This is a genomic window from Ruegeria sp. C11 (assembly GCF_056537725.1).
Genome location: NZ_JBQFSB010000009.1, coordinates 172,470 through 189,463 on the forward strand (window position 1 = coordinate 172,470; position 16,994 = coordinate 189,463).

The following is a 16,994-nucleotide window of genomic DNA, read 5'->3' on the forward strand; positions in this document are numbered from 1 at the left end:
CGGCAACCTGATCCTGACCTTGATCAATGTCCAAAAAACTGTCGTTTCCAATTTGGTAAGACCGGGAAACTGCTCAAATGAACACATCTGCGCAATCGGATCGCTATATTCAGTCGGCTCAAGTTGCCACTTAAATCAAGTGGGTAATTGCAGATAATTGAGGGCGGAAGTGAGCAGGCATTTCAAATGGATAGCGACCGTGGCCATAGTGCTGCTTCTGGCGGGGCAATGGTCAGCAAACGCACAAGAAAGTTCCGCAAACCTCGCCCCTGTCACCATACCCGAGGACCTGACGCCGCAACAGGTTGATGAATTGATTGCGCGCATGTCGGACGATCAGGTGCGCGCCACCTTGCTGAAACGGTTGGACGCGGTGGCGGCACAGCAGGACGAAGCCAGCCAAGCCAGCAAAGGCGGAGTTCAGGCAATTTCGGAAACAGTTTCGGCAATGACTGCATCATGGCTGGATGTGATCAGGAAAGTCCCGCTTCTGGTCACCGCTCAGATTGAAGCTTTTTCGAATTTCACCAGCTCCTTTGGGGCAGGCGGGCTGATGACCCTGTTTGCCTATACCTTTCTGGCTCTGGCCGTCGGTGCTGCCGCAGAACAGGTCGTGGGATTGTGGACCCGCCGTTGGATTAAGGTGGTTGATGGAGACGCCTCGACCAATCTTCGCGGTGCCGTCACTTTTTTGTTCAAACGGTTCTGCTGTGAATTTCTTGGGCTTCTGGTCTTTTTTTTCACGCTGGTTTTTGTGGCTCGTCGGTTGCTGGACGAGCAGCAGATCGCCCAGGCTGCCCCGTTTGTGTTCTATCTGATCTGGTTCCCGCGGTTGGGCGCGGCCATTTCCCGGTTTATCTTGGCACCGAAACAATCCGGCTTGCGGCTGGTCAACGTTGATGACCACTGGGCGAAGTATCTGCATCGCAATCTGCTCGGACTATTCCTGTTGATCGGGTTCACTCTGTTCATCCTCGGGTTTAACGCGATGAACGGTGTTATGCCGGGGGAGGCTCGCCTTGGATTCTGGCTGAATACTGCGATACATATCTACGTCGGATTGATTGCCTGGACGGCTCGTGAGGGCCTGTCGGACATGATGCGGGGGACGGATCCGGACCGTACCCATTTTGACGACGAAGTAGCGCGATATTACCCCTATTTTGCGATTGCAGTATCTGCCGGTACGTGGCTGCTGGTCGAATATCTGTCCGCGCAGCGTAACCCCGCCGTTTTCGCGCTATTGGGTGAGGGCGCGCACTTTACCACGATGTTCTGGTTGCTGATCGCCCCTGCGCTTGACACTTTGATACGTGGCTTGGTGCGCCATCTGCAGCCTCCGATGCAGGGTGAAGGCCCGGTGGCCGAGCATGCCTACAAATCGACCAAACGCAGCTACATTCGAATTGGTCGGGTTCTGGCCGGAATTCTGGTCGTTCTGATGATCGCCAATACCTGGGATCTGGACCTTCAGGAAATCGCCGGAGGAAGTGATGAATCCGGTAGCAAGCTGATTCAGTTCTTTATTATCGTCGCGGTCGGCTACGTCCTGAATGAGATCGTAGCGCTCTGGATTAACCGTCGACTGGCAAAAGAACAAACCGCCGATCAAAGCCCGGATGAAGAGGCTGGCGAAGGCGGAGGCGCAGGTGGTTCTCGTTTGGCAACCGTTCTGCCCTTGTTACGTGTCACTGCTCAGGTCGCTATCGCCGTAATCTTCGCTCTGCTCGCGCTGAGCGCGTTGGGCTTGGATATCACGCCCCTGCTGGCAGGTGCCGGTGTTCTGGGTCTGGCCATCGGATTTGGCGCGCAGAAACTGGTCTCGGACATTGTGGGAGGAGTTTTCTTCTTGGTCGACGATGCCTTCCGCGTCGGTGAATACGTAGACGTGGGCGGCACCATGGGCACGGTCGAAAAAATTTCAGTCCGGTCGATGCAACTGCGCCACCATCGCGGGCCGGTGCACACCATCCCGTATGGCGAAATTCAAAAGCTGACAAATTTCAGCCGCGACTGGGTTATCATGAAGCTGAAATTCACCGTGCCCTTCGACACTGATCCCAACAAGGTCAAAAAGATTTTCAAGCGGATCGGTGCAGAAATGATGGAGGATGAAACGCATAAGGATGGATTCCTGCAGCCCTTTAAATCTCAGGGCGTGTTCGACTTCGACGATGTTGGAATGATTATCCGAGGCAAGTTTATGGCCATTCCCGGCAAGCAATTCACCTTGCGAAAAGAAATTTTCAACCGAGTGAAGGCTGCTTTCAAAGAGAACGGGATAGATTTCGCTCGCCGTGAAGTACGTGTTGCGGTCCCGGGTCTGGAAAAAAACGAGCAACTCAACGAAGGGTGAAACGACCTCTGTCGCAAACTTTTGTTCCGTTAAGAAGTTTTGGCTGGCCGATTCCGCCTCAACCATCTGTTTTTGTATCAGGCGGCCCAAGCTCTTCGGCATTTTGCGGATGAATTTGAGGCCTGCGGTGTAGGCGTCGCTCTTGTCGGCCACCTGCTGGTGGCGCGCGCGTCAATGGCCACAAGATTTCAGCATTGCCCCGGCAGAGGGTTTCCCACCTGCCATACCCTAGCAAACACATGAAGTTTGGGTATGGTACTGAACATAACCGCCTACAAACGACGCGTCAGATGTGCTGGCAACCCGTGTCATACGGTTGTTGTGAGAATCCGACAAAAGGCGCGTTGACCAACAAACTTGAAAGGTGACCTATGTCGTTCTCCAGCAGATCACTAATATCCCGTCGCCAGTTCCTCGCCACTACGACTGCCAGTGCTGCGGCCATCACCCTGCATCCATTTTCAGCGGCCGCGGCCAGCAATCAGGCGCATTTACGGATCATGGAAACCACAGACATACATGTCCATGTCTTCCCGTATGACTACTATGCAGACAAACCTCGTGACACGGTGGGTCTGTCCCGAACTGCGTCAATCATCAACGAAATCCGGTCGGAAGCGACGAATTCGATGCTTGTAGACAACGGCGACTTTCTGCAGGGCAATCCGATGGGCGATTACATCGCCTACGAACGTGGCATGAAAGATGGGGACAGCCACCCAATCATCACCGCGTTCAACACCGTCGGTTATGATGCTGCCACGCTCGGCAATCACGAATTCAACTACGGTCTGGAGTTTTTGGACAAGGCGTTGGCAGGGGCAGAATTCCCGGTTGTTCTGGCCAATGTGGCAAAAGAAAAAGGTGCAAACCCACGCGACGACAAGACGCTTGTGCAGCCTTACGCCATCCTCGACCGCGAAATCGAAATGGGCGACGGGGCCAAACATCCGATCAAAATCGGTGTAATAGGCTTCACGCCGCCCCAGATTATGAACTGGGATCGCAAGCATCTTGAAGGCAACGTCGAAGCGCGAGATATCGTCGAGACAGCTCGGGCTTATGTACCTGAGATGAGGGAACAGGGATGTGATCTGATCATCGCTCTGTCGCATTCAGGGATTGGTGGCGCCGATCACGAAGATGGCATGGAAAACGCATCAGTCGTTCTGGCCGGTGTCGAAGGGATCGACGCGCTGGTCACGGGTCACAATCACCTGGTGTTCCCGTCACCGACTTTTGCAGACCGCCCCGGGATCGATGTGGACAACGGCACGCTGATGGGCAAACCCGCCGTCATGGGCGGCTTTTGGGGGTCGCACCTTGGTCTGCTGGACCTGCTTTTGGAACGGGACGGAAATGAATGGCGCGTAGTGACGACTACGTCCGAGGCGCGGCCCATTTCCAAACGCAACGAAGACCGCTCGATCACAGCTCTGGTAGGCGATGATCAGAATGTTCTGGCGTCGGTTGCAAAGGAACACGACGAAACGCTGGCTTATGTGCGCCGCGCTGTTGGGAAGACTTCGGCCCCGTTGCACAGCTATTTTGCGCTTGTCGCGGATGACCCGTCTGTGCAAATCGTCTCGATCGCGCAGAAATGGTATATCGAAGAGATGCTGAAAGGCACCGAGCACGAAGGCCTGCCCATCCTGTCAGCGGCAGCACCCTTCAAGGCTGGCGGTCGTGGTGGCCCAGACTATTACACCGATGTTCCTGTCGGTGATGTTGCCATCAAGAATGTTGCTGATCTTTATCTCTACCCAAACACGGTGCGTGCGGTCCGGGTGAACGGTGCGCAGGTGCGTGGTTGGCTGGAACGCTCGGCCGGCATGTTCAATCAGGTTGAAGTAGGCTCCAAGGATGCGATCCTTTTGAACCCGGAATTCCCATCCTACAATTTCGATGTGATGGATGGTGTGACCTATCAGATCGACCTGTCTCAGCCATCGCGCTTTGGGCCAAAGGGCGAAGAGGTAAACCCCGATGCAGCCCGAATCGTGAATCTTGCTTTCAACGGTGCGCCGGTCACGGATGACATGGAGTTCATCATCGCCACCAACAACTATCGTGCATCTGGCGGCGGTTCTTTCCCTGGCGCACTAGGCGACACTGTCGTATTCGAGGCTCCGGATACCAACCGCGACGTCATCGTGCGCTACATCGTCGAGCAGGGCACGATTGACCCCAAAGCAGATGCCAATTGGTCGTTTGCTCCGCTTGAGGACACGACCGTATTGTTCGAAACCGGCCCGAAAGCGCGGGATTACATGGGCGACGTCAAAGGTGTCTCAATTGAGGATGCCGGGGAAGGAACAGACGGCTTCGCGGCGTTCCGCATCAAACTTTGATCCGACCTGTGTGCTAAATTCACCTGCCACCGAATGAAGTTGGTGGCGGGCTCACGCTGATTGTTGGATCGTAAAAAGTATCTCGCGATCTGGATTGTTGCAGTCAATTCACATTGGGAACTGCTAGCTGGACTGAGGCAGCGTTACCAGCGAAGCCGCATCGGGCGTGCCTGGCGCAACGGCAATTGGGCAAAGGTGACCTGGCAGCAGTTCAAGGTCGTAAAGTTCGGCCACCGCCCCGTCGATGCGCAACCAGTCAACGCAGGTTTTGGTCTCAAGGTCGATGATCTGAATGCCACACAAAGGATTACTGTCGGCCTCGGCCAGTTTTGCGTCCAGCTCCAACCCTTCGAACCGTTGGTAGCGTGGCTTGGACAATCCGACAAACGCAAAGCGGCCATGGATCGCTAGGCCTCGTGTGAAGCCGGGGCAGAAGGCATGGGGTACAAACCGGCCTTTGCCGTTGCTGTCGAACTCAACTTCGCCCAGTTCGCCTCGGCCCGAGTTCAGAACCCAAAGGCGTCCTTCGTGCACCCGAGGAGAGTGCGGCATCGAGTGACCTTCGCAGACGATTTCGTCACTCTCGGCATCGATGACAATTCCGCCATCCGCGCGCCGGTCGCGCCATCCATCGATCGTGTTTGAGCGGCTGACTGCGGTGACATATCGAGGCCGCCCGTTTTGCATCGCCAATCCGTTCAGATGGCATCGATCCTCGTCCACCAATGCTGAGACGAAAGGCGGCCGCCAGACCTCGCGAAAACTGTGGCGCGGGTCGGGTGTGGCCAGACAATTGTAGCGCGTGTTGACGAAAATCGACCGCCCATCCGCATCGACGCCCAGATCATGCAAATCCAGCCGGCCGGTGAATTCACTCCGCCGGGGCATGAACCCCGCGTCGAAAATGTCGTTCATCCGCTCTTTCGGTTCCAGAACGTTCTGAAAGTGCAAGATCTGATCGTCAGCAGCCACAGACAGCCCGTGCGCACCATGCCGGTGCAGACCTATCGGGCGAGTAAGACTCATCTGGTGGATATTGACCCCGCCATCCGGTTTGGTACCGACAAGATACAACAACCCGGATTGATAGGACGAAAAGGCAATCGAAAGCCCGAGGCCTGTCAACCGCGCCGAAAACCCGGCAGATATCGAGTAGTGCACATCAGACGCATCTGATTTTGCAGGCGCATACATCGCGTCTTCGGCAATGTGCTCAGGCTGACTTTCCGCAGAACCATTCACGTCGTTTTCATCCATCCTGTTGTTTCAGCGTCTATGCCAAAATCTGTGCCCATTACTTCGGTGGCATCGACGGTCAGATTTACGCCTGCGTTTCTGGCATAAACTCCTGAACCGTTTGTGGCAGTGACGGTTCCCGAGCTGGTGATCGACAAATCACCCGTACCGGAATTGAATGCGGCGACACCGGCATTGTCACCTGACGCATTGACTAGATCTATAGACAGATCAGTGCCGGTATTGCCGGCCGCAATTCCGAAATCGTTTGCGCCAGATACAGTACTTGCACTGGAAATTGTTAAAGCACCCGAGCTGTTATTCAGGACTAAGATTCCATTGCTGCCCTGACCGTCGACATCCCCCAAGGTTGTTACATTCACTGAACCGGTAGGGCCGTTATGCTGAACTCGAATTGCGGTCCCGCCCGTCGTTACATTGGATCCGGCGGTAAGGTTCACGTCACCCGAGCCGCTGTGCCTCACTTCGAAACCTGAATCGTTACTGTTTACTTCACCAAAAGCCGTAATATCGATGTTGCCTGTACCGCCGTGTTGTACATCAAAACCAGGACCGCCAGTGCCCCCAGCGGCCCCATTACTCGTTACTGAACCTAAAGCCGAAATGTTCAGATCGCCCGTGCCCTGATTACGAACGAAAACGCCGCTGTCTTCTGAAACGACTGTTGCCACATCGACCGTAACGGCACCGCCCGCAGCACTATAGCGAACCTCGACACCGCGATCACCATTGTCACCGCCGCTGATAAGGTCGCCCGTCACAGAAACCGACACATCGCCAGTACCGTAGTTGCGCGCATCAATGCCGTCGTGCCCCCCCGCGGAGTGCTTTGCAATTATGGTGAGGCCACCTCCCGTTGCTTCATTGCGAGCGTAGATGCCGTCTGCAAAGATCCCACCCCGCACCTGTCCGGATGCAGTGATGGTCAGATTTCCAGTGCCTTCGTTACGCGCATCGATGCCAGCGCCCTGAAGCCCCCCCGTGGAGTGATTTGCCGCTATGGTGAGGTCACCTCCCGTTGCCTCATTGCGAGCATAGATGCCATAGAGAGCATCGCCCGGTGCGTTCGTGGAAACACCTTGCACCTGTCCGGATGCAGTGACGGATAGATTTCCGATGCCTCCGTTACGTGCGTAAATACCGTCCCCCGCACCGGTTACATCCACTGCGTTGATGGTCAGATCTGTGGCTCTTGAACCGCTGCTGCGGTTTCTGGCGTAGATACCATTTCCGCCTTCGCCGATTACGGTTCCTGTCGTTGTTATCGTCGACGTACCGCTGCTGAAACCATAATTCAGAGCGCTGATATCTCTCTGATTTCCTGTCACGTTTCCAGAAATCGTTACTGACATTGAACCAGTCGCTCGCAGGCGCAGAGCATCGGCGGATGCAGGTGAGTTGGAGTTTTCGAGCCCGAAATCAGGGCTGGATGTTACGACCAGATTGTTCCCGCCATTAATAGTTTGACCACTGTCGGTGCCTGTGGGGCTCGCGGGACCGGTACAGAGGTACGTGTTCGTCGCATACGAAAAGGAACAACTCCCCGCATAAACCTGCCGCGAGTAACCCAACCCGGAGATACTCGCCGCAACGGCTGAATTTAGAACGAGGCGCTTCATGCTGCTGTGCGCCGGTTTCTGTGCGGTGTTTGCCTGTTTCGTGGTCATTCAATGCCTACCCAAATTTACTTTCCGCCGACGTCTTCGGAACGCCGATCTATTTCTTTTCGTTGATGTGATTGGTCCGCGCGTTGCGCCCCTTGCACGTATGTGAGTGATGGTCACAACTTCATCTGTCGTGATCTCAAGAGGTGTCGTCAGTGGCGCACTGATAAATGTCCGGGCTCATGTGGGATTTTTCGGAGCTGAGACGACAGTCACCATTGCCAAAAAGCGACGGAGTAATGTTCGCCACTTTGCCATTCCTCTGCAGTGCTCTATTGCCGCTTTCAATTGTAATTTTGAGGTCGAGTTTCGTCTTTCTGCTCATATCTGCCCGAATTTGCTTCCAAGGCAGTAGCTTCCGTCTTTGCGGTGAACTTCTTGCCCGCTGAGGGGAGGGGTGAAGGCGCAGACAGGCGTGAAGCTGGCGTCCGTGGCTTGGGCGACATGTCGGTCATACGTCTCTCGATCAACTAGATTGCGTGAAGTTTCTTCGGTTGACCCCGATATAACTCTTTGAAACTAAATATCCCTATCGAGTTTTTTGATACTGCTGTTAGATATTCTCACATGACGGAAAACCTCAGACACCTCCGCGCCCTGCAGGCCTTTGACGAAACCGCGACCCATTCCAGCCTGACAAAGGCAGCGGATGTTTTGAACGTCACTCACGGCGCGATCAGTCGGCAAATCAAGTTGCTGGAACTGCACCTTGGAGTGACGCTTTTTCATCGTCGGCCCAATGGTGTTGAACTGACCGAGGCCGGGGAGCGTCTGCACCAGTCAACACGCGGGGCGTTTTCTGCCTTGCAGTTGGGTGTGTCGGAGGTGAAGCGACAGCATCAACGCCAATCGATCACGGTATCTTTGTCCACATCACTGGCGCTCAAATGGCTTGTGCCTTTGTTAAGCTCGTTTCAGCAAGAGCATCCGGATATCACCTTGTTGCTGGACACAAATGATGCCTTTGCCGATTTTGATAGGTCCGGGGTCGATGTCGCCTTGCGGTTTGGGGTACCCGGTTGGGATGGGCTCTATCATGAGCAAATCAGACAAGAGGAATTGATTGTCGTCGCCGCGCCGTCCCTCGTTGAGAAAATGCCGCTGCCAATGCGCGCCGAGGATGTGGCTGACTTCCCATTGTTGCACGATGCGTTCAATACCGGGTGGGACATCTGGGCGGCGCAAGTTGGGCTGAGCGCAGATCGGATCAATTCACGAAACACCAAATTTGTGGACAGCGCTGTTCTTTTGGAGGCCGCGATTGATGGGCAAGGTGTGGCATTGGCGAGGCACTTATTGGCAGCAAGAGACTTGGAACTCGGTCGGCTGACCCGTCTCGATGAAACTAGCGTTCCATTGAACCGTGGGCTCTACTTTGTTTGCCGACCGGGCGAAGAAGAGCGGGCCACAGTGAGAACGTTCAAAAAGTGGCTCATGTCTGTTTGAGCTTCAAGCTTCAGTTCTGTTTCCGCAAGAGCGGTCATCGGTCCAATTCTCGCAGAAATTGGCTCCAATGCGGACAAAGGGGACATTGCCGAGATTTGAGACTGGAACCATTTGAATTTCCTTATATTTATTGAGGGATGAAAATCGGCGATTTAATCAAAGTTAGCGACCGCATGCAGACCGGTTACACATATCGGTTAGAGGCGCCCGTGGGCGAGAATTTTTCGCCAGAATTTCGACCATTCTTGTCTCCAAAAGAAATGTTGGAAATGGGCGTGTTTGAAGGGAAATACTGCAACGATTGCGTCAGTGAATTCCCGTCAAGCTGGTTCGAAAAAGCAAAGATAAGTGATACGCCAGATCCAAAGTACAATTATTTCGGCGTAAAGAGCCGTCAGCCTCTCTCGCATTGGCGGCAAAAGGGTTGGATTTATGGACCTGACCCGCGAGGGTGGTTTCAGTGGTATTGCCGCTATTTTTTAGGTCGACGCATCCCAGAAATCGATGCAATCCAGATTAAACGTTGGAGAGCATTTTCCCGTCACGCTGGCCAAATTCGTGCTAATTGCTTTCCGGGGGATATCTTCTGTCGCCCACGCCAACGGCAAGCCTTGTTGCAATGGGCATATGACCCAATGATCTGAAAGCAACTTCAGGCTCACTGCGGACCTCTGATCAAAGGCAGAATCCTCTGATCAGATTGGTCCGGACCCACACTTATTCTGCCGCCAAAGTTTCCGTTGACTTGCTACGACAGACTGGCAACCGCGCCGACAAATTCGGTCCACCGTTCGCGGTCCACAAACCCATAATGTCCTGCGCCCGCCCACTCGTGCGCTGTGCAGTTGGGAAGTTCAGAGCAAAGGTGTCGAGGCATTTCAGGCGAGATGATATCGTCTGCAGTACCGTAAAACATCTCCACCGGTTGCCGGATAGCAGTTGGCGAAAATCCCCAGTCCCAAAGAGCCATGGTCATTTCGAAAACACCTTCCTCGTGTTGTTGATAACCAAGACGAAAGTTCTCTTCGAACAAGGCCTGCTGCTCTGGATTGCGGAGTATTGTTTTGGCTTCGTTGGGCATTTGGTCAACGACAGACTCCACGTATGAAGGTATGTCTTTCAGAGCACTTTTAGCGCCCACACGCTCTGCCCAGCGGATCAATACAGTCAGATGGTGCAGTTTCGCGATGGTCTTCAAATCCTTCAATACCAGCATTTTAGTAACGCCGGGCTCATCGAATGGCGCCACAGGAGAAGCGAGTGCAACTCTGCGCACACGTTCGGGCATGTGAAATGCCACCGCCAAAGCGTGAGGACCGCCCCCGGAATGGCCCGCGACGTTGAATGTATCGAGGCCAAGATGGTCCGCCAGGGCCTCCATATCAGCGCCCCAATCGACCATTTTCCGATCCTTCTTCGGACTCGACCCTCCGACACCGGGCTGATCTGCTGCAATCCATCGCACTCCAAGCGAAGCGGTTAGACTGTCGTCGGGCTGACGGATTACATGAGAGTCTGAAAACCCATGGCTAAAAATCACAGGTGTCCCGTTTGGGTCGCCGTAAGTGCTGTAAGCGAGTGTTCTACCATCTCTGAGAGTTATTTGGTTGGTCACGTTGATCTCCTAAAATGAAAAACCCTTAGGCTATTGGTTTACTAGAGTGCTGGCTAAGAACTGATCCAATGATACGAGCCGTTCTCACCTATTAGGTATCATATTCATTGATCCGCATAATGAAGCGCAGTTGTCAGTTTTGGCTCTATCCGGACTGAGCAGCTTGTTTTGTGGCAATCTGATCGAGTGCTTGAGGAAAGCTCCGACTTCTCGGAGCTTTCGCCGTTACGAATGCATCTATACCTAGTCGGTGAAAGTGTATTCACCCAGATCACACAGGTTCAGCTCGTAATCTTCGGCTTCGGAACCGTCGGCAAAGACGCCACGGATATCATAGACGCAGGTCGTCAATCCGTCTGCGATATCCACGCCAACTTCATATCCAGGGGCCAGATAGCCACCCGCCAATAGGTTTGCTTCCCAATCATCGGATGATGCAGGGGAGACGTTGAATTCTATCAGGTCGGCACTGCTGTCGTTGTAGAGCAGGAATTCCAAATCTTCCGCCTGAGCCGGCGAATGAACGGCCAATGCCGCCAAAACCAGTGCCGTGGAGATTAGAGTTTTCATTATGTTGATCCTTCTGTTTGATCGGTTAATTGGTTGTGGGCCACCTTTGCCCGTGAGTGTTTTTGTGAGTGAGCTGCGCGGTGGCCCACAAGAGACGGCGTGAGGGGGCGTGCGCCGTCTTTGTCTCGTGGAGGAGGATTCAGAACCGGAATTCGAAACCCAGTTGGCCAGCAACGCCATAGTCATCAGAACTGCTGCCAAACCCGCTCTGGGCGGATACTTCTCCGAACAAAATGGTGTTTGCTGCGATGTCCATGTGTCCTCCCAGTGTTAGGGCAAGGTTGTTCCTGCCGCGCTCGGTCAGAATTGTGTTATTGCCGAATGAAACCCCGGTTTCATCATCAAAAGCATGGTAGTAGTCGAACTGGCCAAAAAAGACGCCGGTGCCGAACTCCCGCTCGGCCCGCAAACCTATGCGCGCACTCAGCGTATCGCCGTCAGAGACCGTTCCGGCGACACCGCTTGAAACATCGTTGAGATCGTCGGCATCAACACTGCTGTAGAGAAGCTGCGCTTGCGGAATGATATTCAGGCCATTGTTCATGCGGAAGAACTTGCCAATCTCGATCGAGGCCGCATATCCATCGCCGTCGGTGTCAACTTCCTGTCCGCCTGCCAGCCGGGTTGTGCTGTCAAAGATCGCATAACGCACTTGGCCGTCCAGATAGAGTTGACTATCAGCCAACCACAACGCGCTCAGCGTCACATCGTAGGCGTCGGTGTCAATCTTGCCGTCAGCCAAAGATGTTTCGCTGTTTGTCGACAGTGTTGTTGCACCGAACTCAAACCCACCGATCAAGGAGCCGCGGCCGATCTCGGCAAATGGCAGACTGGCGCCCACACGCAGGCCGCCGCTTGTCGTTTCATTCGTGCGACCTCCTGACGTATAGCGGTCACGCCCACCTTCAGCGTTCAGCCAGACCAGCGGTTGGTCTGTAGAGCTGAGTTCGATCAGGGACCGGCTGACGGTGTTAGCGTCTTCACTACCTGTTCTGCCGGTCAGGCGGCGCAACGCCCCATCCAATGCAATCTGGTCGCTGAACTGCTGGATGCCGGCAGCAAGGAATGCACGGTTCGGATTCATGTTCACCCCGCCGTTTGCCGTGAAGGGAGTGAGAACGAATTCACCGGTTGCCGGATCGTAGTCGAGCAGGAAGGTATATGCGCCTCCCACGATTGCGGCTTCTCCGCCTTTGGTCACGAAATCACCGTTCGCCAGACGGAAATCGTTGGCGGAACTCGTGCCGGTAACTGAGGCTAGCGCATAGGTCTGCAGGTTTGCATGGCCACCGGATTTCCGAACCTGCAGCCCCTGCTGTGCCCCTGTGCTGTTACCTGTCACAATCAATTGGTCGTTGGTTCCGGCGGTGAAATCAACGTCGAGCGCCACAGAACCGGACCCCGACAGATTGCCGCCGATGGTCAGGCGATCACCCCCGTGCCCATCCATCAAACTAATAAGGCCATCGTTGCTGACGTCACCGTTGACACTGACCGCACCCGATCCGTCAAACCCGGACCGGAAACTGCTGGTTGTGTCGATCCGCAGGCTGCTATTCAGAGACAGGTTTGCATCCCCGGCCGTGATGGTCGAACCGTTGTTTGCCGCGATAAATCCAATACCTGATGCTGAACTGTCCAGAGTCAGAACACTTCCATTGTCTGCCGTCAGGTTTTCCCAATTGGTGAACAGAGCGCCATCAAAACCGCCGCTGAAGTTTGAAAAGGTCAGCATGTCCTGCGTACCGCCGCCGCCGTCGAACAGGGTTGCCGCGCTGATATCTGCGCCCCCTTCAATCGTCAGCGCGTCGATGCCGTCACTCAGCAACACCTCACCGGCAATCGCTGATCCCGACCGCAGAATAACATGGCTATTGCCGCCATCACCGTCGACAATCGCCTCGCCAGACATGGAGGAGACCGACGCACCGCTTTCTAGCGTGATCACGCTCGGCCCGCTGCTCGTCCGGGTCAGAATCCCAGCACCAGTACCCCCTGAAACAGCGCCGGATACGGTAACCGATGTCAGGCCTGAACCAAAGTTTCGGGCGTGGATGCCATAGCGGGCACCGCTGACATTCGCGGCTTCAATCGTCAAGGCACCACTGCCTTGGTTGCGCGCGTATATCCCGTTTGTAGCGCCGCTGATCATACCAGTGGATGTGACTGAAAGATCGGTGCCTTTTTCGTTCTGTGCTAATAGACCGTTGCCCGTGGTGCCAGTGATGTCTGCCGTCGAAATCGTCAGCGCACCGCTGCCTCGGTTAATGGCTGCAAGTCCGGTAGTGCCAGTGACTGTCCCCGAAGCGGTGATCGACAAGTCTGTTCCTGAGGAGCCATTATAAAGGAGCATTCCCTCCCCGGCAGTGCCAGTGACGTCTGACGTCGCAATCGTCAGCGCTCCACTGCCATCGTTGCGCGCGTATATCCCGAACGACCCACCTGACACGGCTCCCGACGATGTTATTGAAAGATCCGTGCCAGAGTTTTGGGCATAGATGCCACTACCGAGAGTTCCGGTGACATCCTTCGCTGCAATTGTCAGGGCTCCGGAGCCGTCGTTTCGTGCCTGAATTCCGTGTGTAGCACCGCTGATCGTGCCAGAGGATGTGACCGACAGGTTCGCCCCATAGTTATTCAGGTTCAGCCCGTTCAGGCGGGTTGATGTCACATCCGCGACCGAAAGGGTCAAATCGCCGGTGCCGGTGTTACTTGCGGAAATCCCACGCCAGTTGCTTGTCACCAGCCCGCTTGTCGTAATCGAAAGATCGGTGCCTCTATTAATGGCGAGAATGCCCGAATTGTTGGAGGATCCGGTGACATTGGCCGCAGAAATCACCAGTGCTCCTCTGCCATAGTTACGGGCATTGATGCCGTATCCATCATCTGTGCTGATCGCGTCTTTGACGTCAATAGCTATGCCTCCGGTCGTTCCGCGACCACTTGCGTAAATTGCATCGCGAGCACCCGTTACAGTACCCGATGCCGTAACCGATAATTTGGTGCCGGAGCCGTGATTTGCCGCCCTTATCCCAAAGCTGTTGGTGCTGGTGACTTCCGTAGTTGTGATTGTCAGGGCACCCGTGCCGCCGTTGTTGGCGTAGATACCGAAAGAGTCGCCCTGAACCGGTCCACTCGCAGTAATGGTCAGATCGGAACCTCTGTTTTGCGCGGAAATTCCTTCCGCGCCCTGGCCAACCACCTCTTCAACAGCAATCGTCAATGCGCCGCTGCCGTTGTTTGTGGCTGCAATCCCCCGATCGCTACCGAAGACCCGGTCAGTTGCAGTGATGGAAAGATCGGTACCGGAATTTGCCGCTGAAATGCCGTCACCTGTTGTGTTACCGGAGACATCTGCGGCCGAGATTGTCAGCGCACCGCTACCGGTGTTTAGGGCAAAGATTCCGAACCGGTCCCCTGAAACGCTCCCGGAGGTTGTGATGGAAAGGTCCGTGCCACGGTCATTCCTGGCATAAATCCCATCATCCGCCGCGCCGCTGACATTCGCCGCTGTGATTGAAAGACTCCCTGGCGAAAACACGCCGTAATTTCGAGCGTAGATACCGTGACGTGCTCCGCTAAGCGTACCGGTCGTGGTCACCGCCAAATCGCCGCCGCCATAAACGACAGTCCTAAGCGCGTCATTCGTGCCCGAGGTGATTGATGACCCGTTTGGGTCATCAAATGTCAAATCTGTATTACTGAACAGATCAATTGCGTTGCCGCCTACATTGGCGTCGATGCCAAACCCTGGTGTGGTCGTCACTGTGACCGGCCCACCTAGGATAACATTCACGCCCACGTCTGTGGCCGGATCGGCCGGGCCGGAACACACAATGTTACTTGGCAAACCCTGGAATACACATGTACCAGCAATCGCCGCGCCATTGCCAAGTGAAAGGACTGCGCCAAGTGCCGCTGCAGAAACGCCTGAAAGCATGCGCCCCAATGCAGGAGCGTAACTTGCCGCTTGCCCCTTATACTTAGTCATCCGACCGCCACGCAGAAAGATTGCTCGATAGTGTGGCAGGTTCGTGCTCTGATCTGTGTTACTCATTATGTCCGTACCAATTTTGGTTTTATTGTTGAGTTTTGGTTGATTGCTTCGGCAGGGTGATCAGCGTTGCCGCTTCAGAGGTGCCGGGCGCAACTGCCATCGGGCAGAGATGACCGGGCAACAGTTCGAGGTCGTAAAGCTCAGCCACATCGCCATCTATCCGTAGCCAGTCCACGCAAGCCCTGGTCTCAAGATCGATTATCTGGATTCCGCACCATGGCGCGCTGTCGGCCTTGGTCAAACGGGCTTCAAGTTCCAGCCCCTCGAACCGCTTGTAGCGGGGCTTAGACAGGCCGACGAAGGCGTAACGACCATGCAAGGCCAGACCACGGGCAAAACCAGGACAAAAAACATGCGGCTCAAAACGACCCTTGCCCTTCTGGTCGAATTCCAATGTGCCCAACTCGCCACGCCCAGAGTTCAACAACCACAGCCGTCCATCAGACCATCGCGGTGAATGCGGCATCGACAGGTTGCCGCAAATGATGTCTCCCGACTCGACGTCAATAACGATACCCCCATCCGCACGCCGGTCTCGCCAACCGTCGATAGTGTCCGATCGGCTGACAGCTGTGACGTAACGGGGTTGTCCGTCCCTCATCGCCAGCCCGTTCAGGTGGCAACGATCCTCAGCCACCATCGATGATATGAATGGCGGCCGCCAGACCTCGCGAAAGCTGTGGCGCATGTCCGGCGTTGCGAGGCAATTGTATTGTGTGTTGACGAAGATAGCCTTGCCCGCGTCGTCAATGCCAAGATCGTGCAGATCAAGCCGCCCGGTAAACTCGCTCTGACGCGGCATAAAGGCCGCGTCGAACAGATCATTCACACGCTCCTGCGGATCCAGCACGTTCTGCAGGTGCAAAATTTGGTCATCTGCCGCCAGCGACAAGCCATGCACCCCATGACGGTGAATGCCCATTGGTCGGGGAAAAGCCATCTGATGGATGTTGATCCCACCACCCGGCTTGATCCCGACCATATAAAGGAACCCCGACTGGTAGGAGGAAAAGGCGATGGACAGCCCAAGCCCTCCGAGCCGGTCAGCCAGACCCGGCGAGACCGAATAGTCAACTTTGGGTGTCTTCGGAGAAGATTCCGTTGTGTTGGTTTCAGCGGCTGTGTCGGATTGAAATAGCGCGCAAAGGACATCGCTCATCGCGGGTCCTCCGGCAAAAACCATGCCGCAACGGCAAGGTTGCGTGAACCAGTGTTGCCGCCTCTTATGCGGCTGAAAGATGACCTGCTGCGTCGCATCCCGAACCCCTCATGTACCGGATCAGCATCCGAACCAGTAAATTCATTGCCTTAGAACGGATTGGCTTTCGAGCGGGCATTTGCGGAGTTGGACGCAGCGATACCATTTATGAACGGATTGAATCTCGCGCTGCGCGGGATACCGGGTACAGGTGAATGCAGGTCGAAAGATCAGGAAAACTCAGCCCTGACCGATACAGTAATTACTTAGAAATCAGCCTAAGGATTCGACGAAAACGCCGCCTCGCAGGACGGCAGTCGCTCTCATTCAAATTCAAAGCGGTTCGGTCTTTTTTGAACCATTCGGCTGCCGATTTGGAGGCGCAACTGGCATTGGCAAAAGACTGGACTTGGAACGGGCCCAAGTTGTTAAGAACGGTGTTTCGAATTGGCCGGAATTGTTGCGAGTTTCATATCTCAC

11 protein-coding genes are annotated in these 16,994 nt (G+C 54.9%); 4 read left to right on the forward strand and 7 right to left on the reverse strand.

What is annotated here, in order from left to right; all coding sequences use genetic code 11:
• Positions 1–199: 199 nt before the first annotated feature.
• Positions 200–2,356, forward strand: a complete 2,157-nt coding sequence (locus ACR0NA_RS16770; protein ID WP_480730823.1) for a mechanosensitive ion channel family protein — start codon at positions 200–202, stop codon at positions 2,354–2,356.
• A gap of 371 nt (positions 2,357–2,727) precedes the next feature.
• Entirely contained in the window at positions 2,728–4,707 is a 1,980-nt protein-coding gene (locus ACR0NA_RS16775) for a bifunctional 2',3'-cyclic-nucleotide 2'-phosphodiesterase/3'-nucleotidase (RefSeq protein WP_480730825.1), read from the forward strand.
• 123 nt (positions 4,708–4,830) lie between these two features.
• On the opposite strand, the gene ACR0NA_RS16780 is transcribed toward ACR0NA_RS16775, so the two are convergent.
• From ACR0NA_RS16780 to ACR0NA_RS16790, 3 genes are all read right to left on the reverse strand, one after another.
• Positions 4,831–5,964 (reverse strand): TIGR03032 family protein, encoded by a 1,134-nt coding sequence (locus ACR0NA_RS16780; RefSeq protein ID WP_480730827.1) that lies wholly within the window; start codon positions 5,962–5,964, stop codon positions 4,831–4,833.
• Positions 5,946–7,316, reverse strand: coding sequence for a beta strand repeat-containing protein (locus ACR0NA_RS16785; RefSeq protein ID WP_480730829.1), 1,371 nt, complete (start codon positions 7,314–7,316; stop codon positions 5,946–5,948). Before ACR0NA_RS16785 ends, ACR0NA_RS16780 begins: the two co-directional genes overlap by 19 nt.
• A 633-nt stretch (positions 7,317–7,949) precedes the next feature.
• Positions 7,950–8,135 carry an ectoine synthase gene (locus ACR0NA_RS16790; protein WP_480730885.1) on the reverse strand — a complete coding sequence of 62 codons (186 nt, stop codon included), beginning with the start codon at positions 8,133–8,135 and terminating at the stop codon, positions 7,950–7,952.
• A 60-nt stretch (positions 8,136–8,195) separates the two neighbouring features.
• On the opposite strand from ACR0NA_RS16790, the gene ACR0NA_RS16795 reads away from it, so the two are divergent.
• Positions 8,196–9,074, forward strand: coding sequence for a LysR substrate-binding domain-containing protein (locus ACR0NA_RS16795; RefSeq protein WP_480730831.1), 879 nt, complete (start codon positions 8,196–8,198; stop codon positions 9,072–9,074).
• Positions 9,075–9,211: 137 nt separating this feature from the next.
• Positions 9,212–9,718, forward strand: coding sequence for a hypothetical protein (locus ACR0NA_RS16800; protein WP_480730834.1), 507 nt, complete (start codon positions 9,212–9,214; stop codon positions 9,716–9,718).
• Positions 9,719–9,822: 104 nt separating this feature from the next.
• On the opposite strand, the gene ACR0NA_RS16805 is transcribed toward ACR0NA_RS16800, so the two are convergent.
• The 4 genes from ACR0NA_RS16805 to ACR0NA_RS16820 all read right to left on the reverse strand — a co-directional run bounded on the left by ACR0NA_RS16805 (position 9,823) and on the right by ACR0NA_RS16820 (position 16,475).
• Positions 9,823–10,689: an alpha/beta fold hydrolase gene (locus ACR0NA_RS16805; protein WP_480730836.1), complete on the reverse strand. Its 867-nt coding sequence runs from the start codon at positions 10,687–10,689 to the stop codon at positions 9,823–9,825.
• Between the two features lie 243 nt (positions 10,690–10,932).
• Positions 10,933–11,259, reverse strand: coding sequence for a hypothetical protein (locus tag ACR0NA_RS16810; protein WP_480730838.1), 327 nt, complete (start codon positions 11,257–11,259; stop codon positions 10,933–10,935).
• Between the two features lie 139 nt (positions 11,260–11,398).
• Positions 11,399–15,250, reverse strand: a complete 3,852-nt coding sequence (locus ACR0NA_RS16815) for an autotransporter outer membrane beta-barrel domain-containing protein (RefSeq protein WP_480730840.1) — start codon at positions 15,248–15,250, stop codon at positions 11,399–11,401.
• An 88-nt stretch (positions 15,251–15,338) separates the two neighbouring features.
• Positions 15,339–16,475: a TIGR03032 family protein gene (locus ACR0NA_RS16820; protein WP_480730842.1), complete on the reverse strand. Its 1,137-nt coding sequence runs from the start codon at positions 16,473–16,475 to the stop codon at positions 15,339–15,341.
• Between the last annotated feature and the right edge of the window lie 519 nt (positions 16,476–16,994).

Excerpts from the sequence above, each read along its gene's own strand:
- ACR0NA_RS16815 (WP_480730840.1), bottom strand. The coding sequence starts at position 15,250 with ATGACTAAGTATAAGGGGCAAGCGGCAAGTTACGCTCCTGCATTGGGG.
- ACR0NA_RS16810 (WP_480730838.1), bottom strand. The coding sequence starts at position 11,259 with ATGAAAACTCTAATCTCCACGGCACTGGTTTTGGCGGCATTGGCCGTT.
- ACR0NA_RS16785 (WP_480730829.1), bottom strand. The coding sequence starts at position 7,316 with ATGTCAGTAACGATTTCTGGAAACGTGACAGGAAATCAGAGAGATATC.
- ACR0NA_RS16800 (WP_480730834.1), top strand. The coding sequence starts at position 9,212 with ATGAAAATCGGCGATTTAATCAAAGTTAGCGACCGCATGCAGACCGGT.
- ACR0NA_RS16775 (WP_480730825.1), top strand. The coding sequence starts at position 2,728 with ATGTCGTTCTCCAGCAGATCACTAATATCCCGTCGCCAGTTCCTCGCC.
- ACR0NA_RS16820 (WP_480730842.1), bottom strand. The coding sequence starts at position 16,475 with ATGAGCGATGTCCTTTGCGCGCTATTTCAATCCGACACAGCCGCTGAA.
- ACR0NA_RS16780 (WP_480730827.1), bottom strand. The coding sequence starts at position 5,964 with ATGGATGAAAACGACGTGAATGGTTCTGCGGAAAGTCAGCCTGAGCAC.
- ACR0NA_RS16795 (WP_480730831.1), top strand. The coding sequence starts at position 8,196 with ATGACGGAAAACCTCAGACACCTCCGCGCCCTGCAGGCCTTTGACGAA.